The sequence below is a fragment of the Komagataeibacter oboediens genome (genome assembly GCF_018491655.1).
Classification (GTDB): Bacteria; Pseudomonadota; Alphaproteobacteria; order Acetobacterales; family Acetobacteraceae; genus Komagataeibacter; species Komagataeibacter oboediens.
Window position 1 is genome coordinate 23,610 of sequence record NZ_JABLUU010000009.1, and the last position, 16,733, is coordinate 40,342.

Annotated in this window: 17 protein-coding genes; 7 read left to right on the forward strand and 10 right to left on the reverse strand. The window is 62.6% G+C overall.

Going from position 1 to position 16,733, the window contains the following annotated elements; all coding sequences use genetic code 11:
* The first annotated feature begins 3 nt into the window (after positions 1-3).
* The 7 genes from sucC (at position 4) to HNO79_RS09190 (ending at position 6,682) form a co-directional block, all read left to right on the forward strand.
* A complete protein-coding gene (gene sucC / locus HNO79_RS09160) occupies positions 4-1,203 on the forward strand; it encodes an ADP-forming succinate--CoA ligase subunit beta (RefSeq protein WP_010514536.1) in 1,200 nt (399 codons plus the stop codon).
* 4 nt (positions 1,204-1,207) lie between these two features.
* Positions 1,208-2,080, forward strand: a complete 873-nt coding sequence (gene sucD, locus HNO79_RS09165) for a succinate--CoA ligase subunit alpha (RefSeq protein WP_214165194.1) — start codon at positions 1,208-1,210, stop codon at positions 2,078-2,080.
* A 107-nt stretch (positions 2,081-2,187) separates the two neighbouring features.
* On the forward strand, positions 2,188-3,207 hold the full coding sequence (bioB, locus tag HNO79_RS09170) for a biotin synthase BioB (RefSeq protein ID WP_010514538.1): 1,020 nt from the start codon (positions 2,188-2,190) through the stop codon (positions 3,205-3,207).
* 85 nt (positions 3,208-3,292) lie between these two features.
* Positions 3,293-3,928 carry a 7-carboxy-7-deazaguanine synthase gene (gene queE / locus HNO79_RS09175; protein WP_214165195.1) on the forward strand — a complete coding sequence of 212 codons (636 nt, stop codon included), beginning with the start codon at positions 3,293-3,295 and terminating at the stop codon, positions 3,926-3,928.
* Between the two features lies 1 nt (position 3,929).
* Positions 3,930-4,667 (forward strand): 7-cyano-7-deazaguanine synthase QueC, encoded by a 738-nt coding sequence (queC, locus tag HNO79_RS09180; protein WP_214165196.1) that lies wholly within the window; start codon positions 3,930-3,932, stop codon positions 4,665-4,667.
* Positions 4,660-5,187, forward strand: coding sequence for a 6-pyruvoyl trahydropterin synthase family protein (locus HNO79_RS09185; RefSeq protein ID WP_048855309.1), 528 nt, complete (start codon positions 4,660-4,662; stop codon positions 5,185-5,187). The genes queC and HNO79_RS09185 overlap by 8 nt, the downstream gene beginning before the upstream one ends.
* Positions 5,188-5,221: 34 nt before the next feature.
* Complete coding sequence (locus HNO79_RS09190; RefSeq protein WP_214165197.1) at positions 5,222-6,682, forward strand: SulP family inorganic anion transporter; 1,461 nt, start codon at positions 5,222-5,224, stop codon at positions 6,680-6,682.
* Between the two features lie 214 nt (positions 6,683-6,896).
* Here HNO79_RS09190 and HNO79_RS09195 read toward each other — a convergent pair whose 3' ends face one another.
* The 10 genes from HNO79_RS09195 to HNO79_RS09240 form a co-directional block, all read right to left on the reverse strand.
* Positions 6,897-7,481 carry a GNAT family N-acetyltransferase gene (locus HNO79_RS09195; protein ID WP_234448142.1) on the reverse strand — a complete coding sequence of 195 codons (585 nt, stop codon included), beginning with the start codon at positions 7,479-7,481 and terminating at the stop codon, positions 6,897-6,899.
* A gap of 182 nt (positions 7,482-7,663) precedes the next feature.
* Positions 7,664-8,551 (reverse strand): hypothetical protein, encoded by an 888-nt coding sequence (locus tag HNO79_RS09200; RefSeq protein ID WP_010514545.1) that lies wholly within the window; start codon positions 8,549-8,551, stop codon positions 7,664-7,666.
* Positions 8,548-9,501 (reverse strand): MlaD family protein, encoded by a 954-nt coding sequence (locus tag HNO79_RS09205; RefSeq protein ID WP_010514546.1) that lies wholly within the window; start codon positions 9,499-9,501, stop codon positions 8,548-8,550. The genes HNO79_RS09200 and HNO79_RS09205 overlap by 4 nt, the downstream gene beginning before the upstream one ends.
* A complete protein-coding gene (locus tag HNO79_RS09210) occupies positions 9,501-10,196 on the reverse strand; it encodes a P-loop NTPase family protein (protein ID WP_010514547.1) in 696 nt (231 codons plus the stop codon). The genes HNO79_RS09205 and HNO79_RS09210 overlap by 1 nt, the downstream gene beginning before the upstream one ends.
* Positions 10,197-10,198: 2 nt before the next feature.
* Complete coding sequence (locus HNO79_RS09215; RefSeq protein WP_048855306.1) at positions 10,199-11,089, reverse strand: MlaE family ABC transporter permease; 891 nt, start codon at positions 11,087-11,089, stop codon at positions 10,199-10,201.
* The gene (locus HNO79_RS09220; protein WP_048855305.1) at positions 11,086-13,431 is read right to left on the reverse strand and encodes an adenylate/guanylate cyclase domain-containing protein; all 2,346 of its coding nucleotides are present in this window, start codon (positions 13,429-13,431) and stop codon (positions 11,086-11,088) included. The genes HNO79_RS09215 and HNO79_RS09220 overlap by 4 nt, the downstream gene beginning before the upstream one ends.
* A gap of 98 nt (positions 13,432-13,529) precedes the next feature.
* The gene (gene dnaQ / locus HNO79_RS09225) at positions 13,530-14,210 is read right to left on the reverse strand and encodes a DNA polymerase III subunit epsilon (protein WP_029329491.1); all 681 of its coding nucleotides are present in this window, start codon (positions 14,208-14,210) and stop codon (positions 13,530-13,532) included.
* Complete coding sequence (coaE, locus tag HNO79_RS09230) at positions 14,207-14,836, reverse strand: dephospho-CoA kinase (protein ID WP_214165198.1); 630 nt, start codon at positions 14,834-14,836, stop codon at positions 14,207-14,209. Before coaE ends, dnaQ begins: the two co-directional genes overlap by 4 nt.
* Positions 14,837-14,847: 11 nt before the next feature.
* Complete coding sequence (locus HNO79_RS09235; RefSeq protein WP_214165199.1) at positions 14,848-15,714, reverse strand: shikimate dehydrogenase; 867 nt, start codon at positions 15,712-15,714, stop codon at positions 14,848-14,850.
* Between the two features lie 43 nt (positions 15,715-15,757).
* Positions 15,758-16,576: an N-formylglutamate amidohydrolase gene (locus HNO79_RS09240; RefSeq protein ID WP_029329492.1), complete on the reverse strand. Its 819-nt coding sequence runs from the start codon at positions 16,574-16,576 to the stop codon at positions 15,758-15,760.
* Between the last annotated feature and the right edge of the window lie 157 nt (positions 16,577-16,733).

The following is a 16,733-nucleotide window of genomic DNA, read 5'->3' on the forward strand; positions in this document are numbered from 1 at the left end:
AAAATGAATATTCACGAATATCAGGCAAAGGCGCTTCTGCGCTCCTACGGCATGCCCGTGCCTGAAGGACGTGCCGCCACCACCGTTGCGGAAGCTGCCGCCGCCGCCAGCGCCCTGGACGCGCCCGTTACCGTGGTCAAGGCGCAGATCCACGCCGGTGGCCGCGGCGCCGGGCATTTCGCGGGCAAGCCCGAGGGCAAGGGCGGCGTGCGCCTGGCCCGCAGCGCAGACGACGTGACTGACGCGGCACAGGCCATGCTGGGCGAAGTGCTGATCACCAAGCAGACCGGCCCCGCGGGCCGCCTTGTCCGCACGCTGTATATCGAATCCGGCTGCGACATCGCGCGCGAACTGTATTTTTCCATGCTGGTTGATCGCAGCACCGGCCAGATCGTCATTGTTGCCTCCCCCGATGGCGGCATGGAGATCGAGGACGTGGCGGCCCGCACGCCTGAACGCATCCTCAAGGAATATATCGACCCGGCCAAGGGCCTGTGTGATTACCAGTCACGCGACGTGGCCGTGCGCCTTGGCCTGAAGGGGCGCGAGATCAGAGCGTTCCAGAACGTCGTGCGTTCCGCCTACAACGCCTTTACCGGCCTTGATGCCGCGATCGTGGAAATCAACCCGCTGGTCGTGACCGGGGCGGGCGACCTGCTGGCGCTGGACGCCAAGATGTCGTTCGATGAGAACGCACTGTTCCGCCACCCTGACCTTGCCAGACTGCGCGACGTGCATGAAGAAGACCCGCGTGAGCGTGAAGCCGCCGAATACGGGCTGGCCTACGTCGGGCTGGATGGCAATATCGGCTGCATGGTCAACGGCGCGGGCCTGGCCATGGCAACGATGGACATCATCAAGATGGAAGGCGAGGAACCCGCCAACTTCCTTGATGTCGGTGGCGGCGCGTCCAAGGAACGGGTGGCGGCAGCCTTCCGTATCCTGATCGGTGACCCAAAGGTGCGCGGCATTCTGGTCAACATCTTCGGCGGCATCATGCGCTGCGACGTGATTGCGGAGGCCATTATCGCCGCATCGCACGAAACCAGGCTGAACGTGCCGCTGGTCGTGCGCCTGGCCGGCACGAATGTCGAACGCGGCAAGGCGCTGCTGGCTGAATCCGGCCTGACCATCATCCCCGCCGATGATCTGGGCGATGCCGCCCGCAAGATCGTATCCGCCGTCCGTAATGCGGGAGCCTGAGTGAATGTCCATTCTCGTCAACCAGTCCACCAAGGTGATCACGCAGGGCTTTACCGGCGCGCAGGGCACCTTCCATACCGAACAGGCCATTGCCTATGGCACCCGCATGGTCGGCGGCGTCACGCCGGGCAAGGGCGGCAGCCTGCATCTTGGCCTGCCGGTATTCGACACCGTGGCGCAGGCGCGTGAGGCCACGGGGGCCGACGCCTCCGTCATCTACGTGCCGCCCGCCGGTGCGGCGGATGCGATCCTTGAGGCAATCGCCGCCGGTATCCCGCTGATCGTGTGCATTACCGAAGGCATTCCGGTGCAGGACATGGTGCGCGTGCGTGCCGCCCTTGAACGTTCCGACAGCCTGCTGGTCGGTCCGAACTGTCCCGGCATCATCACCCCCGATGAATGCAAGATCGGCATCATGCCCGGTCCGATCCACCGCCGGGGCCATGTTGGCATCGTCTCGCGCTCGGGCACCCTGACCTATGAGGCCGTGGCCCAGACCTCCGCCATCGGGCAGGGGCAGAGCACCTGCGTCGGCATTGGCGGTGACCCGGTCAAGGGCATGGACTTTACCGATGTGCTGGAACGCATGATCGCGGACCCGGATACGCATTCCATCGTCATGATCGGCGAAATCGGCGGCACGTCCGAAATCGAGGGTGCCGAACTGATCCGCGCCAGCGGCACACGCAAGCCGGTGGTGGGCTTCATTGCAGGCGCCACCGCCCCCCCGGGCCGCCGCATGGGCCATGCGGGCGCCGTCATTACCGGCGGACACGAAACCGCCAGCGCCAAGATCGAGGTCCTGCGTGAAGCGGGCATTCATGTCGCCCCCAGCCCCGCCGAACTGGGCACGACACTGGCGCGCGTGCTGGGCTGATCCCCCGTTCCGGCGATGGCCCCATAATAATAAAAGTATGGTCATCGCCGGTTTTGTATGGCACAGCCGGAAGCGTTTTCCACCTGACCACCAGAGGATCCAGACCGATGCCCGATGGGAGCAGCCCGGACACCCTGTCCATGCACGCCGGGGCCACCAGCCTGCCCCCCATAAGGACAGACTGGACGCGTGATGAAGTCGCGGCCCTTATGGCCCTGCCGTTCCCGGACCTGATCTATCGGGCGCAGACGGTACATCGCGCCCGCTTCGATCCCACGGAAATGCAGATTTCCACCCTGCTGTCGATCAAGACCGGCGGATGCCCCGAAGACTGTGCCTACTGCCCGCAGAGCGCCATGCATGAAGATGGCGGCGTCAAGGCCAGCCGCCTGATGGCGGTGGAAGAAGTGCTGAAGGAAGCCCGTGCGGCAAAGGCTGCCGGGGCCGCGCGCTTCTGCATGGGGGCCGCATGGCGCAGCCCCAAGGACCATGACCTGGATACCGTGTGCGCCATGGTCGAAGGCGTCAAGGCGCTGGGACTGGAAAGCTGCGTGACGCTGGGCATGCTCGACAACACGCAGGCACACAAACTGAAGTCCGCCGGGCTGGATTACTACAACCACAACATCGACACCTCGCCCGAATATTATGGCGACATCATTTCCACCCGTACCTTTCAGGACCGGCTGGACACGCTGGAAAACGTGCGCGATGCCGGGATCAATGTCTGCTGTGGCGGCATTGTCGGCATGGGGGAAGACAGCACGGACCGCGCTGGCATGATCGCGGCGCTGGCCAGCCTGCCCCGCCACCCCGAAAGCGTGCCGATCAACATGCTGGTCCGGGTGGAGGGGACGCCGCTGGCGGACAGGTCTGACGAAACGGTCGACCCGATCGAATTCGTCCGCACCATTGCCGCCGCCCGCATCACCATGCCCGCCAGCCGCGTGCGTCTTGCCGCAGGCCGCGAGGACATGACCGATGAGGCCCAGACACTGTGCTTCCTTGCTGGCGCCAACTCCATTTTCTATGGCGAACGCCTGCTGACGACACCCAATCCCGCCGCCCTGCGTGACCGGCAGTTGCTTGACCGCCTGGGCATGCATACATCACACAGGCAGGGCTGAACCCGACGCAGCCGGGCGCGGGACCGGCTGGGGCAGTTCCCACGCGGGGTCCGCTGCCGGCCGCGTGCAGTATGAAATCTGGAACATGTCCTATACCGTAAAGGAAATATTCCCCACCCTGCAGGGTGAGGGCGCACAGGCAGGCCGTACGGCGGTATTCTGCCGGTTTACAGGCTGCAACCTGTGGTCCGGCCTGGAACGCGACCGGGAGCGGGCGACATGCCGCTTCTGTGATACGGATTTCATTGGCACGGATGGTGCCGGTGGGGGCCGTTTCGCCACCCCGGACGATCTGGCCGACGCCATTGCGCAGCAGTGGCCGGCACCGGACAGGGATGCCGCCTTTGTCGTCTTTACCGGCGGCGAGCCCCTGTTGCAGCTGGATGACGCGCTGGTCGCGGCTGTTCATGCGCGTGGCTTTGAAATTGCGGTGGAAACCAACGGCACTCTGCCCGCGCCCGATGGTATCGACTGGATATGCGTCAGTCCGAAATCCGGTGCGCCACTGGTCCAGACGCGCGGGCATGAACTGAAGCTGGTCTTTCCCCAACCCGACCTGATGCCCGACCAGGTGGCAGGGCTTGATTTCCGGCAGTTCTGGCTTCAACCCATGGACAACGCCCTCAGGACCCAGAACACCGTTGATGCGGTCACATACTGCATGCACCACCCGCAATGGCGACTGTCATTGCAGACCCACAAGCTGATCGGGATCCCCTGACATGAGCGTTCCCCCTCCCCCATCCCATCCTGAAAACGAAGCGGCGCTGGTGCTGTTTTCCGGTGGACAGGATTCAGCCACCTGTCTGGCATGGGCGCTGTCGCGTTTTGGCCGGGTGGAAACACTGGGGTTCGATTACGGGCAACGCCACGCGGTCGAACTGGAATGCCGTGATGCGCTGCGGGACGGAATGGCTACGGAAAATGCCCAGTGGGCGCAGCGCCTGGGCGCGGACCATACGCTCGACCTTGCCGCCCTTGGCACCGTCTCGGACACGGCGCTGACGCGCGAAGCCGAAATCACGATGAATGAAAACGGCCTGCCCAATACATTCGTGCCCGGTCGGAACCTGATTTTCCTGACATTTGCGGCAGCCCTGGCCGCGCGCCGCCATATCCGCCATATCGTGACCGGCGTGTGCGAAACGGATTATTCCGGCTATCCGGACTGCCGCGACGATACGATCAAATCCCTGCAGGTCACGCTCAACCTGGGCATGGACAGCCATTACGTTCTGCACACGCCGCTTATGTGGATCGACAAGGCGCAGACATGGGAACTGGCCCGCCAGCTGGGCGGTAACGCGCTTGTCCGCCTGATCAACCGTGAAAGCCACAGCTGCTACCTTGGCACGCGCGGCACGCTGCATGCATGGGGACACGGCTGCGGCACCTGCCCCGCCTGCCAGTTGCGCAAGGCAGGGTGGGAGCAGTTCATGGCGGCGCGCCAGCATGTTTGAACTGGTTTTTACCCGGCGCTTTTCCATGGCGCACCGGCTGCTGGCCGGTGAAAGCGAACGCTGCGCCCTGCCCCACGGCCATAATGAATATATCCGCGCACACCTGCGCGCCACTGCCCCCGCAGCGCTGGATGGCCACGCCAACATGGTCATGCCCTTCCAGCGCGCGAAGGGTGTCTGGCACGGTTTTATCGACGATCATGTCGATCATGCCCTGCAACTGGCCGAAGATGATCCCCTGCTTGCGTGGTTTACCCATAACGAGCCCCAGCGCGCGCAGCGGATACTGGTCACGCCGGGCGACCCCACGACGGAGCTTCTGGCCTGTCTGCTCATGGCCAAGCTCAATGCCTTCCTTGCAGCCGATGGCGGGGCGCTGACCTGCGCCAGCATCGAAATCGAGGAAACACCCACCAACACGGTCCGTTACAGTGGCGACCCGCTGGCGGTCCTGCCCTGCCCCCGTCCCGCCCCGCAATGCTGGTGGCGGCGGCCGGACATGACCTTGTCCGATACCTGATGACCCCCTCGCCCTGAAAGGCCCGGTTTCCTTCATGTCTGCACTCGCCCGCTACCGTCAGGAATGGTTCGGCAACATCACGCGTGATACCCTGGCCGGCATGGTCGGCACGTTTGCGCTGATCCCCGAAGTCATTGCATTTTCCTTTGTCGCCGGGGTCGATCCCGCGGTCGGGCTTTATGCATCCTTTGTCATAAGCGTGGTCATTGCCTTTACCGGCGGCAGGCCGGGCATGATTTCGGGCGCGGCCGGGTCCGTGGCGCTGGTGGCGGCAGCCCTGGTGCGTGGCCACGGTGTTCAGTACCTGCTGGCGGCAACCCTTCTGTGTGGACTGCTACAGGTCATCTTCGGCCTCCTGCGCCTGCATGTGCTGATGCGCTATGTTTCCCGTCCGGTCCGGACCGGGTTTGTCAATGCGCTGGCGATCCTGATCTTTTCAGCACAGGTTCCGCACATGCTGCATGTGACGTGGCATACCTACGCCATGATCGCGCTGGGGCTGGCGATCATCTATACCCTGCCCCGTCTTTTTTCGGCCATCCCGTCGCCACTGATCTGCATCGTGATCCTGACGGTCATATCCGTGCTGTGCCCCATGCCGCTGCACACGGTGGCGGATCTTGGCCGCCTGCCTGACAGTCTGCCGCATCTGGTCTGGCCAGATGTACCGTTCTCACTGGATACCCTGAACATCATCGCCCCCTATGCACTGGCCATGGCCAGCGTGGGCATGCTGGAATCCATGATGACGGCGCGCGTGGTGGATGACCTGACGGAAACCCACAGCAGCAAGCGGCAGGAATGCATGGGGCTGGGGGTTGCCAATATCGCGGTCGGCCTGTTTGGCGGGATTGCGGGCTGTGGCATGATCGGACAGACAGTGGGCAACCTGCGTTATGGCGGACGGGGGCGGCTGTCCACCTTTGTCGCGGGCGCTTTCCTGCTGCTGCTTATGGTGGCGCTGCGTCCGTGGGTTGCGCAGGTGCCGGTGGCCGCCCTTGTGGCCATCATGATCATGGTTTCGGCCAGTACGTTTTCCTGGTCCTCCCTGCGCGACCTTGTCCATCATCCACGCACCACCAGCGTCATCATGCTGGCAACGGTGGCTGTCGTCGTTGGTACGCATGACCTTGCCGCCGGGGTGGCCGTGGGTGTGCTGCTGAACGGGCTGTTCTTTGCCTTTCAGGTATCCAGCATGCTGTCGGTCAGCAGCACGCTGTCCGATGACGGCACGCGACGCACCTATATCGTGAACGGACAGGTCTTCTTTGCATCATCCGACGGGTTTGCCGATGCGTTCGACCTGCATGATACGGCCCGTCACATCACGATCGACCTGACGCATGCCCATATATGGGACATGACGGCTGCCGGCATGCTGGAGGAACTGATCGGCAAGATGGAGGCACAGGGCAAGGACGTGCAGCTGATCGGCCTGAACGGTGCCAGCACAAAACTGCTGGCACGCCATACCCGCCTGCAGCCAGCAGAATGAAAACGCGATGGTGGTCGTATCTGGCGACCACCGATCAGGCGTTCAGTGTATGGTTCCGGCAAAGCCAGGTTCCCATGCGGAGGGAACCCAAGTAACCGTTCCGAATAAGGAATTGATAAAAAATAATAAAAGTCTGGAGCGCTTTTTCAAAAAGGCGCCATTTCCCGAATCTTTTTGAAAAAAGCTTCACCAGAAACGTTCATTAGATCCATAGTCAGACTGTCTTCAGGCGTTTTTTTCGGGTCAGCCACTCCTCACGGGTTATTTCCCATCGTTCGGCTGGCAATTGGTCGCCACACAGGAAATCACGGTGAAACCGCTCGACCAGCCGCATGCCCGTCTTGCGTGAGATTGCGCTCGATGCCCGGTTTTCCCCAGCCTTGGCAGTACGCAGGACTGGCTGCGCCAGCACGGTGAACCAGTAATCGGTTACGGCCTCGACTGCTTCGGTCATCAGGCCCTGTCCCTGCCATTCCGGTGCAAGCCAGAACCCCCGGTTATCCCCCTGCGGGTTTTTTTCACTTTTCATCAGGGTAATCACGCCAATCAGCGTTTCAGGAGCCACGCGCGGACGGATTGACCATTCCCACAGTTCGCCACACGCCATGGCGGGCAGCGAAATATCCCGTATATAAGTTAACGCTGCATCCGGCCCATAAGGCCAGGGAACGCGACGGGACAGATACTTTACAATTTCCCACCGGGGAAAGGTCTGCTGCAGCGCAGGGACATCTTCCATTCCCAGCGGCCGTAAATACAGACGTGGTGTTTCCAGTACCGGCAACCGCACGCCCTTCATCTGCTCCTGTTCCATATCCCAACATTGATCGGGATACGGAACGGGTCAAGACGCAGCCCTGAAACCTGCGTGCGGACTCATACGGAAAAGTGTTTCAGGCAGATGCGCGGTCCAACAGCCCACTGTTTCCCAGCCCTGACGCCCGCCCATGAACGGATCAGCCCACGGCTGTGGCCTGACCCTTATTTTTTCTTCGTCGTTGCTGTCGCGGGTAGCGCAAAGGGATCAACAGCAGAGGTGGTACCCGCCAGTTTTGCCCATTGGGCGGCTGTCGTCTTGTCACCCGCCTGCAGCGCGCTCTGGCTGGCACGGGCATAAAGCTGGGCAGCGGCCTGTGCATTTCCTGCCTTGGCCGCGGCACGACCGGCAACGCCAAGGGCGCGGGCCATATCACGGTAATCCACCTGTGTCTGGCGAATGGTCGCCGCCTGCATTGCATCCTGCATTGCGGTCTGCGTGCTGCCACCGGTGACCAGCAGGTTACGGGCAGCGATTTCCTTCGCATCCGCCGTCCAGCTATCCGGGAGCTTTCCGGTGAGGTTGGCGAAATAGGCATCAACAGAAGCCAGCGTGGCCTGATCCCCGCTGTCATCGGCAATCAGCCCCCGGATCAGCTGGGCTTTCTCGACGATATCGGTGTCCTGCGCACCTGCGGCGCGTGATGCCGCTGCAGCAGCTTCGGTCTCCCGCCCCAGCCGGTGCAGCGCGCCTGCCTGCACCAGATCCAGACCGGAATCATCGCCCGTCTGGCCACGCATCGCCAGGGCCGAACGTGTCGCGGTTACCGTGGACAGCGCATCCTGTGGCTTGCCTTCATCCAGTTGCACCGTCGCAAGGTTGTAGCCAGCATCGCCTATGGCCGTGACATCATCGCGTGCAACGGCGCGTTGGCCAGCTGCGCGGTACTGCTGTTCCGCCACGGCAAGGCGCTCAAGTCCCACGGCATCCTTCGCAGTATCCATATCCTGCGACAGGGTGGTATCGCCCGGCTGGGTGACAGCCTGCCCCCCGCCGCATCCTGCCAGCACCAGGGCAAGGCCGAGGGTCGCGTATTCCTTCTTCATTTTCATGGCTGCACCTTCTGCGCCGGAAGACGGGCATGGGCATGCTTCGCCGTCTTGTTGCCGTTGCCGCCCAGTATCCACAGGCCACGCATCTGATCGACCAGCTTCTGCAGGCTGCTGGCAGTCGTCTGTGCCTGCACCAGCAGCACTGGCAGCTGCTGGCTGGCATCCTTCAGGTTCTGGGTAATGGCCGGGGAGGCGTTGCTCAGATCACCTGTCGCTTTCTGCACGTTGGTCATGCTGGCGCTGGCCTTGTCCATCACGCCGGCAAGCTGTTTTTCAATCGGCGTCAACTGGCTGACCGTCGCGTTCAGGCTGGTGATCATCTGTTCCGCCTGGCGGATCAGGTCATCATTGGTCATGAGCCGCCCGATGGATCCCTTGCCCGCATGCATGTCCGTAATGGTTGCGTCCAGCGTTGCCATCATGTGCTGCGCGTTATCCAGAACCGGGATGACACGATCGCGGATGTCACTGAAGGTCTGGGTAATGGTATCAGCCGGGTTCGGGGCGTTGGTGGCGCTCAGCACCGCATAGCTCCAGTCCAGCTTGTCCCCTGTCCCGCGTGAAATATCGATGTAGCTGGCCCCGGCCACGACGAACTGCTTGCGGATGATGGCCGTGCTGTCACGGCGAATATAGGGTTCGATATCGGGATCGATTTCAGCAATGGCGTACATGCCGCCCGCCGGGTTGATCCGCACGCGCCGCACCGTGCCCGCATGAATGCCCATCACCTGAAGATCATCACCGACCGACAGGCCACTGACCCCGTTTTCAGGCAGGACAATCCGCAGCTTGCCCGCAGGGGTCAGCCAGTCACGCAGCACGCCAGCTTCGATCACCGCCCCAAGCAGGATGACAAGGGACACAAGGACAAGTATCCCCACCCATTCATCGGCGTAACGGACACGCACAAGCTGCCGGATTCCGTCTGACTGTTGTTTCTGGACCATTACACCACCCGCATGGGAAAAAGACCTTCATCAAGAAGGCGCATGTGGATATTCACCGCCTTGCGATATTCATGCCACGCTGCTGCTGACCGCACGAACCATAACACGCCACAGCCGCGATCCCGCGCCGCGGTCATCATTTCAAGAAACGGCAGGATGTTCTCCTCTGGCAGCGTGTCGGAAATATCCTCCAGCACCAGCAGGTCCGGCCGCCCCACAAAGGCCCGCACACATGCCGCCCGCGCCAGGTCCGCCCCCGACAGCCGGTCGGGCGTCGATGTGGGCAGCCCGGGAAAACCAAACCGGTGCCCCAGTTCCGTGGCGGACAGGACCACATGATCAAACGGGTCCGTTGTATGATACAGGTGCGGCAGCATGATATTGAGATGCGTGCCAAACAGGTTGAGCCAGCTGCTGCTGCGCGAAATGCGGCCGATACGCCCACGCAGCGCGTTCAGCTGCCGGTCGCGCAGTGTGCTCCAGTCCAGTCCCATGAACTTGATGCTGCCCTGCGTCAGCGAAATCATGCCCGAACACAGGTCCGCGAACATGGCGGCGCGTTCGAAATCACGGCAGTCGATCACCGCGCACTCACCGGGCATGATACGCAGGTTATAGGGCGCGGGCATCAGCCCGCTTTCCTCGAATGACGGGACGGCATCACGCAGTTCCAGCAGGGGAGCGTTGGCTGTCATGGTCAGAAATCCAGCATGAAGAGGACGTTGACCACCAGCACCAGCATGATCCCGCGCGCGAACCCGCGTGGCATGATGGTGGCCATCGTATCATTACTGCTGACGGTCAGCCCCGAAATGCAGGCCCCCAGCCCGACGAAGAAGCCAACCAGCACGAATTTAAGCGGAATGATCAGGTAATCCCACGTGGTCATCGCCGCGAGGACATTGAAAAAGAACGTCCAGACCGATGTCGTGATCGCCCCCGTGGAATGCGCGATGACAAACCCCATCAGCAGCGACACGACCGCAAAGATCATGCCCAGCGTGAAGCCACCAAGCGTGAAGGCGAACGTACGCGGCATGACCAGCGCCAGGAACGGGTCGATACCACGCGCCTGCAGGGCACGCACCTCCCCGCCCAGCACCATCATGCCGATTTCCGTCAGGGACAGCATGCCGCTGCGCCCCATCAGGATGATACCGACAAGGATGGGCGAGATTTCACGCACCAGCACGGATACGAGGATGGACCCCGTCATCTGCGCCATGCCCGCGAACCCCAGCCAGTACGCGGCCTGCGACACCACCATGAGGCCCGTCAGCGTCGCGGTGACCACGATGCTCAGGAACCCGCCACTGACAACCTGCCTCAGTGATGCGCGGAATTCATAGATAACCGGCCTGCGCCATGAATTGGGCCGCAGGCTTTCGCGGATCGTGCCCCATCCCGCCCCGATCACCAGCAGGGTGAACCGGATCTGGTGGCGCGTCAGGCGCCCGATGGCGGCAAGCCAAGGCGCGAAACGGCGCAACAGATGGACAAAGCGACCGGCATCGTCCGGCTGCGGACCGGAAAACGGGTTCGTCTGCGGTGCCGTGTGGTCAGGGGCTGGGGGTGACGTATCGGTCATCGCCGTCCGGCCAGCACATAGGTCCGTGTCAGCCCCATGCCGGGAATGAAGAACCGGCCACGTTCACGGAACAGGAAATACTGACGCAGGCGCTGATAGACATTTTCAGACACCTGGATCGTGCCGACATCCGGCGCGCCCTGCGCCATCATCTCGGCCATGCCCATCGCATCGCCCCACAGGTTGAACGCCTGCGGGTTCTTGCCCAGCATGCCGCCGAATACCGGTCCCACGTCGATGCCGATGCGGAAGACCGGGTCAAGGTCGGCCTGCGACAGCATGGCCAGCACGTTTTCACGCATCATGAGCGCGGCATTCGCCATACGGAACACCGCCCCCTTGTCCGGCGTACGCGAACAGCCCGCGACACAGACAACCCGGTGCCCCAGCATGCGGATGGAATACAGCCCGCACTGGTGGGCGATATCCTGCAGCGTGCCGGCCATCGTATCGATCAGCTTGATATTGGCAGCCGGATCATTCTGGGCCGTCATGATCATGTCGGACAGGCTGATGACCATGATGGTGACGGCAGGATAGAACCCGTCCAGCTTGGTCAGGTCCACACTGCCGGCCTGCCCGTTAATGGACAGCGCACCGGGCGACAGCAGGAAGCCCTGACTGGGGTCCTGGGGCTCCTCCTCGCCTGCGGCGGGTTCCGATTCCAGTTCCTCACGCGCGGCGGCGACCGCCGTATAATGCTGTGCGGAGAAACGGGCCGCCGCGACACCTGCGATCATGTCTACGAAGTGGGAGACCATTTCCGCACGGGGGGCATCTTCCAGCGTAATGACGCCTACGGGACCGCTACTGCCCTGGATCGGGCTGCAGAACAGCGAACTGCTGCCAAAGGCCCGCATGTAAACGCGGTAGAAGGCTGTCGTTCGGTCATCGGTCGATGCATTGGTCGCGACCAGCGCATCACCATGGGAAACGGCATCAAAGAACTTTTTCAGATCCGTGGTCGCCATTTCGAAGCCACCGGAATGCACGTCCTGCTGCCTGTCATAGGAATCGATGCACATGAGCGTATGCCCATCGTGCAGGATACGCCATATGGCGGCGCGGCGGGCATGGGACTGATCGGCCAGCGTCTCGGTCAGGACAAGGGCATTGTCCTCCGGATTGAACAGGTCGGGATAGGCCGCGACCGACTGCAGGGCGTGGCTTTCGTAGTTGGCGACGGCCTCGCTCTGGCGGATCCTGTTGCGCAGACGGTCACTGCGCCGCGCCTGCAGGAACAGAAGCAGCCCGAAACCCAGCGCCATGATCACCACCAGGACAAAGAACAGCAGGTTCTGCCGCCCGTCCGCCATGGCGAAGCGCGAAAAATCGTCCTCGGGTGCTACCAGCAGCAGAACCCAGCTATCCTTGCCAACCGGCAGGTTGGCGGTAATGGTGACATACTGCCGACCCTTTACCCTGACCGTGCGGGCCCCATAGCCATGGACGCGATATTCATCGAACGCCTTGGTCATGACCGGAAATTTTTCCGGATCCAGCGTCATCTTGGACGGATCGCCATGCGCCTTGGTCTGCGTTTCCTGCATGCCGTGGCCAGCGACGACATGCCCGTCCTGATCAAGCAGGATCGCGGTACCGCTTTCACCAATTTTCAGTGAATTGAGAAAACTGTTGAGATGATTAAGGGACATGTTGATGGCATAGACATACGTCTTGTCATTACTGCCCTTGTACGGAACCGCAGCCGTGATGGTGACCTGCTTGGTCACCTCCACCATATAGGGACGGGTCCAGAATTCCTGCCCTGCCTTGACCGTATCGGCAAACCAGCCATGCCCGCGGGGATCGTACGTCCCTGCAGGCGTCTGCCACTGTTTCAGCAGCTTGCCGTTGTCGTCACGCAGTTCATGGGTGAAAATGGCCTGGGGCGTGCCGACGCCATGCAGGGTGGTCAGCGCGGTCTCGCCCTGCTTTTCCCCATGTTCCAGCGTGCTGAAATTGCCGTCGCTGTCGGCAATGTAGAAGGACTGGATCTGCGGAACATTCCGCATCATGGTGCTGCTGTAGCCGGTGAAGATCTTCTGCTCCACCTCCGGCGCGCCATGTTCAAGCATGTCGCGCGCCACGATCGCCCCGGCAGAGGCAGGCATAAGAAAGGAACTGACTTCCTTTGCGACGTAATCCTGCTGGCTAACCAGCAGGTCATGCGTCAGGGTCAATGCGCCAGTGCGAACAGTCCGGTAGGAATGCCACCCCACACCAGCAATGACGGCAATGACCGAAACCACACCGGCCACCGGAATGCCGATATGAAACAGGAAGCGTCTGAACTGGTCGGAAGGGGCAATCGTGGGATCGACAATCTCGTCCGTGGCCAATGCTCTCTTCCTGTTTCAATACGTCAGGTATGAATAATACGTGGCAGGTTAGACCAAACGTCCCGGTGGGACCACTCCCTTTGTTACATACCGCCCATTCAGGCGATCCACAGCGGGTCCGACAGGTGTCCGACAAACGCCTGATGGGCTTCAAGTTCTGCCGGATCAGGCCTGACGCGCACCGGCACATGGCCGGCAGGCCGGGCATAGGTATAGGTGGCGATCCCCCCGCCATTATCATCCACCGCCAGGCTGAAGCCGCGCTGCCTGCCTCCGGTCAGTTCCAGATAGACCGCCGCCAGCAGTTTGCAGTCGAGCAGCGCGTTATGGGTGGTACGTTCCGACAGGTCGATGGAAAAACGGCGGCACAGGGCATCAAGGCTGTTGGGCATACCCGGGAAACGCTCCCGCGCCATATCCAGCGTATCGACCATCCGCCCCATATCAAGTTCCGGCAGGCGCGCGCGCGACAGTTCCGCGTTCATGAAGCCAAAATCGAAGCGGGCATTATGCGCAATCAGGGGGTCATTACCGACAAATTCCAGAAAATCCGGGGCAATTTCCGCGAATTTCGGCTTTCCTTCCAGATCTGCCCGCGTGAAGCCATGCACACGCGACGCTTCTTCCGGCACGTCGCGTTCCGGGTCGATCAGGACATGGAAACTGCGCCCCGTGGGCAGGTCACCCACCAGTTCCAGGGCCGCGATTTCAATCACCCGGTCCCCTTTGAGCGGATCAAGGCCTGTGGTTTCCGTATCAAACAGAATGGTACGTTTCATGCAGGTTTTCCCCCGGCTGCCGCCCATGCGGCGGGACGTCCTTCACGCAGTGCATACAGCAAACGCCTGACCTGCCGCACCGTTTCGTGGCGCGACAGGCCGGTTTCAATAATCACGTCGGCCCGCCGTCGGCGCTCGGCATCGGGCATCTGGCGGGCAATGACCGCATCGATCTGCGCCGGCGTCATCCGCCCCCGCCGCAGCACGCGCTGACGCTGTATGGACGCTGGCGCGCTGACCACCACCACGCGGTCACATATCCGGTCGGTTCCGGTTTCAAACAGAAGCGGGACATCCAGCACGACCCACCGGCAGCCATCGCGCCGGGCGCGCGCCAGAAACCGCTGACGCGCCCGACGCACCAGCGGGTGGATAATCCCCTCCAGACCACGCATGACCACAGGGTCGGACAACGCCGCCTGCCGCAGCACCGCGCGGTCCAGCACGCCGTCATGCACCGAACCGGGCACCAGCCGCCCGATGGCAGGCAGGGCCGCCCCATGCGGGGCCTGCAGGGCAGCAACAGCAGCATCGGCATCGAACACCCGCATGCCCGCCCGTTTCAGCAGGGCGGCCGTCGTGGACTTGCCCATGCCGATCCCGCCCGTCAGCCCCAGTACGCGCATGATAGCCCCGTTCAGCCCGCGTGCGCGCGATGCAGGTCGGCATCCAGCAGGGCTTCAACCTCCGGCCCGATATCCGGTGTCGCCCCAAACCATTTTTCAAACCCGAGTCCGGCCTGATGGATCAGCATGCCCAGGCCATCGACAGTACGCAGCCCACGTTCTGCCGCCTGCCTGAGCAGCGCGGTCTGACGCGGCACATAAACGATATCACAGACAACCAGCCCGGTATCCGCCCGCGACAGGTCCAGCGGAAGCGTGGCGTCCGCCCCTCCCTCCATGCCGATGGACGTGGTGTTGACCACAAACCGGCAGGATGGCAGCAACTCGTCCGCCCCGGCCCAGTCAATGACGGTAATGCCTGCAAGCTGCGCGGCCAGGGCGTCCGCCCGTGCGCGGGTGCGGTTGGCCACGACAACGTCCACGTCCCGGTCCAGCAGGCTTGCGGCGATGGCACGCGCGGCCCCGCCAGCCCCCAGCAGCAGGGCACGCCCCCCTCTGACCGGGATTCCATGCGCCTCCACATTGGCCACGAACCCGTCGCCATCGGTGGAATATCCCTCGATCCTGCCATCGGGCGCGAAAACCAGCGTGTTGACCGATCCCGAACGCTGGGCCGAACGGTCCAGACGGTCCACGATCCGATAGGCCGATTCCTTGTGCGGAATGGTCACGTTCACGCCACGGAAGCCCGCCGCCTGCAGCCCCCGCACCGCGACATCGAACGCACCCGGCACCACGGGCAATGGAACGTATGCCCCGTTGATCCCGCGCTGTTCCAGCCAGAAATTATGCATGAGCGGCGAGCGCGAATGCGCCACCGGCCAGCCGATCACCCCGGCCAGCAGGGTATGCCCGTCAATGCGTGGCCTGCGTTCCATTGTTTTCCAATCCATCAAATGCCGGATATGCTGATAGGGGTGGCTAGTGCCTGAAATCTTCCCATGCCTGCGGCAGGATACGTGCTAGGCGCTGCGCCCATTCCGCCTGCCCCTGTGCAGTGGCGATCAGGTCCTGGCGTATCTCGATTTCCAGATAGGGTACCCCGCGCCCTTCGGCATGGACCGGCACGGTATAATCACTGACATCCGTCAGGGCATAGGGTTCATTGCTGCCGACCACCAGCCCTTCTTCCGCCGCCAGCAGGTCACGCACCCGCAGGCCGAAGGCCGGATTGCGATTATGCAGCACACCCGTATGCCATGGCCGCGCCATGCCATTCATGCGGTCGGTAAAGCTGTGCAGGGACACCAGCACCACAGGCTGCCCGGCCTCCAGCCGTGTCGAGATCTCGCGGCTGATCCGGTCGTGGTATGGCAGGAAGATTTCCTCCACCCGGCTGCCTTCTTCCGCCGCCGTGATGTCGATGTTGGCCGGAACCCGCGTCCCGTCACTTTCGCGCACGATGGACGTCGGGTGCCCCGGGGCGCGGTTGCAGTCGATTACAAGGCGTGAATAGGCCTGTTCGATCAGCACGCAGTCCAGTTCCCGCGCCAGCAGCCGCCCGGTTTCGGCCATGCCCAGGTCACAGGCGATATGGCGTGCGTGATCAGCCGCGCTGACCCCCATGTCCCCCAGCGCAGACGGAATGCCACGCCCCGCATGATCACTGACCAGTACGAACGGCAGGCCGGGCGGCGGCATGGCGCCATCAAGCGCGGAAGTGCCATACTGGATGACGGGAGCCGGATCATCCTGCGTCAGCAACCGTAACGGCTCCTGCGCAAGGGCTGTATGCTGCATTGTGCGGGACATCCTGTGCCATGGGCGGGTTCGTCCTGATGTTACAGGTCCCGCCGCGGGAGTGAAAGACCCCTGCCGCCCATCCACCACACGGGACGGGCAGCCCGCCACGCGAACGATTGTATCTGCCGCGCCAGATGGGTAGGGTGCGCCGCAT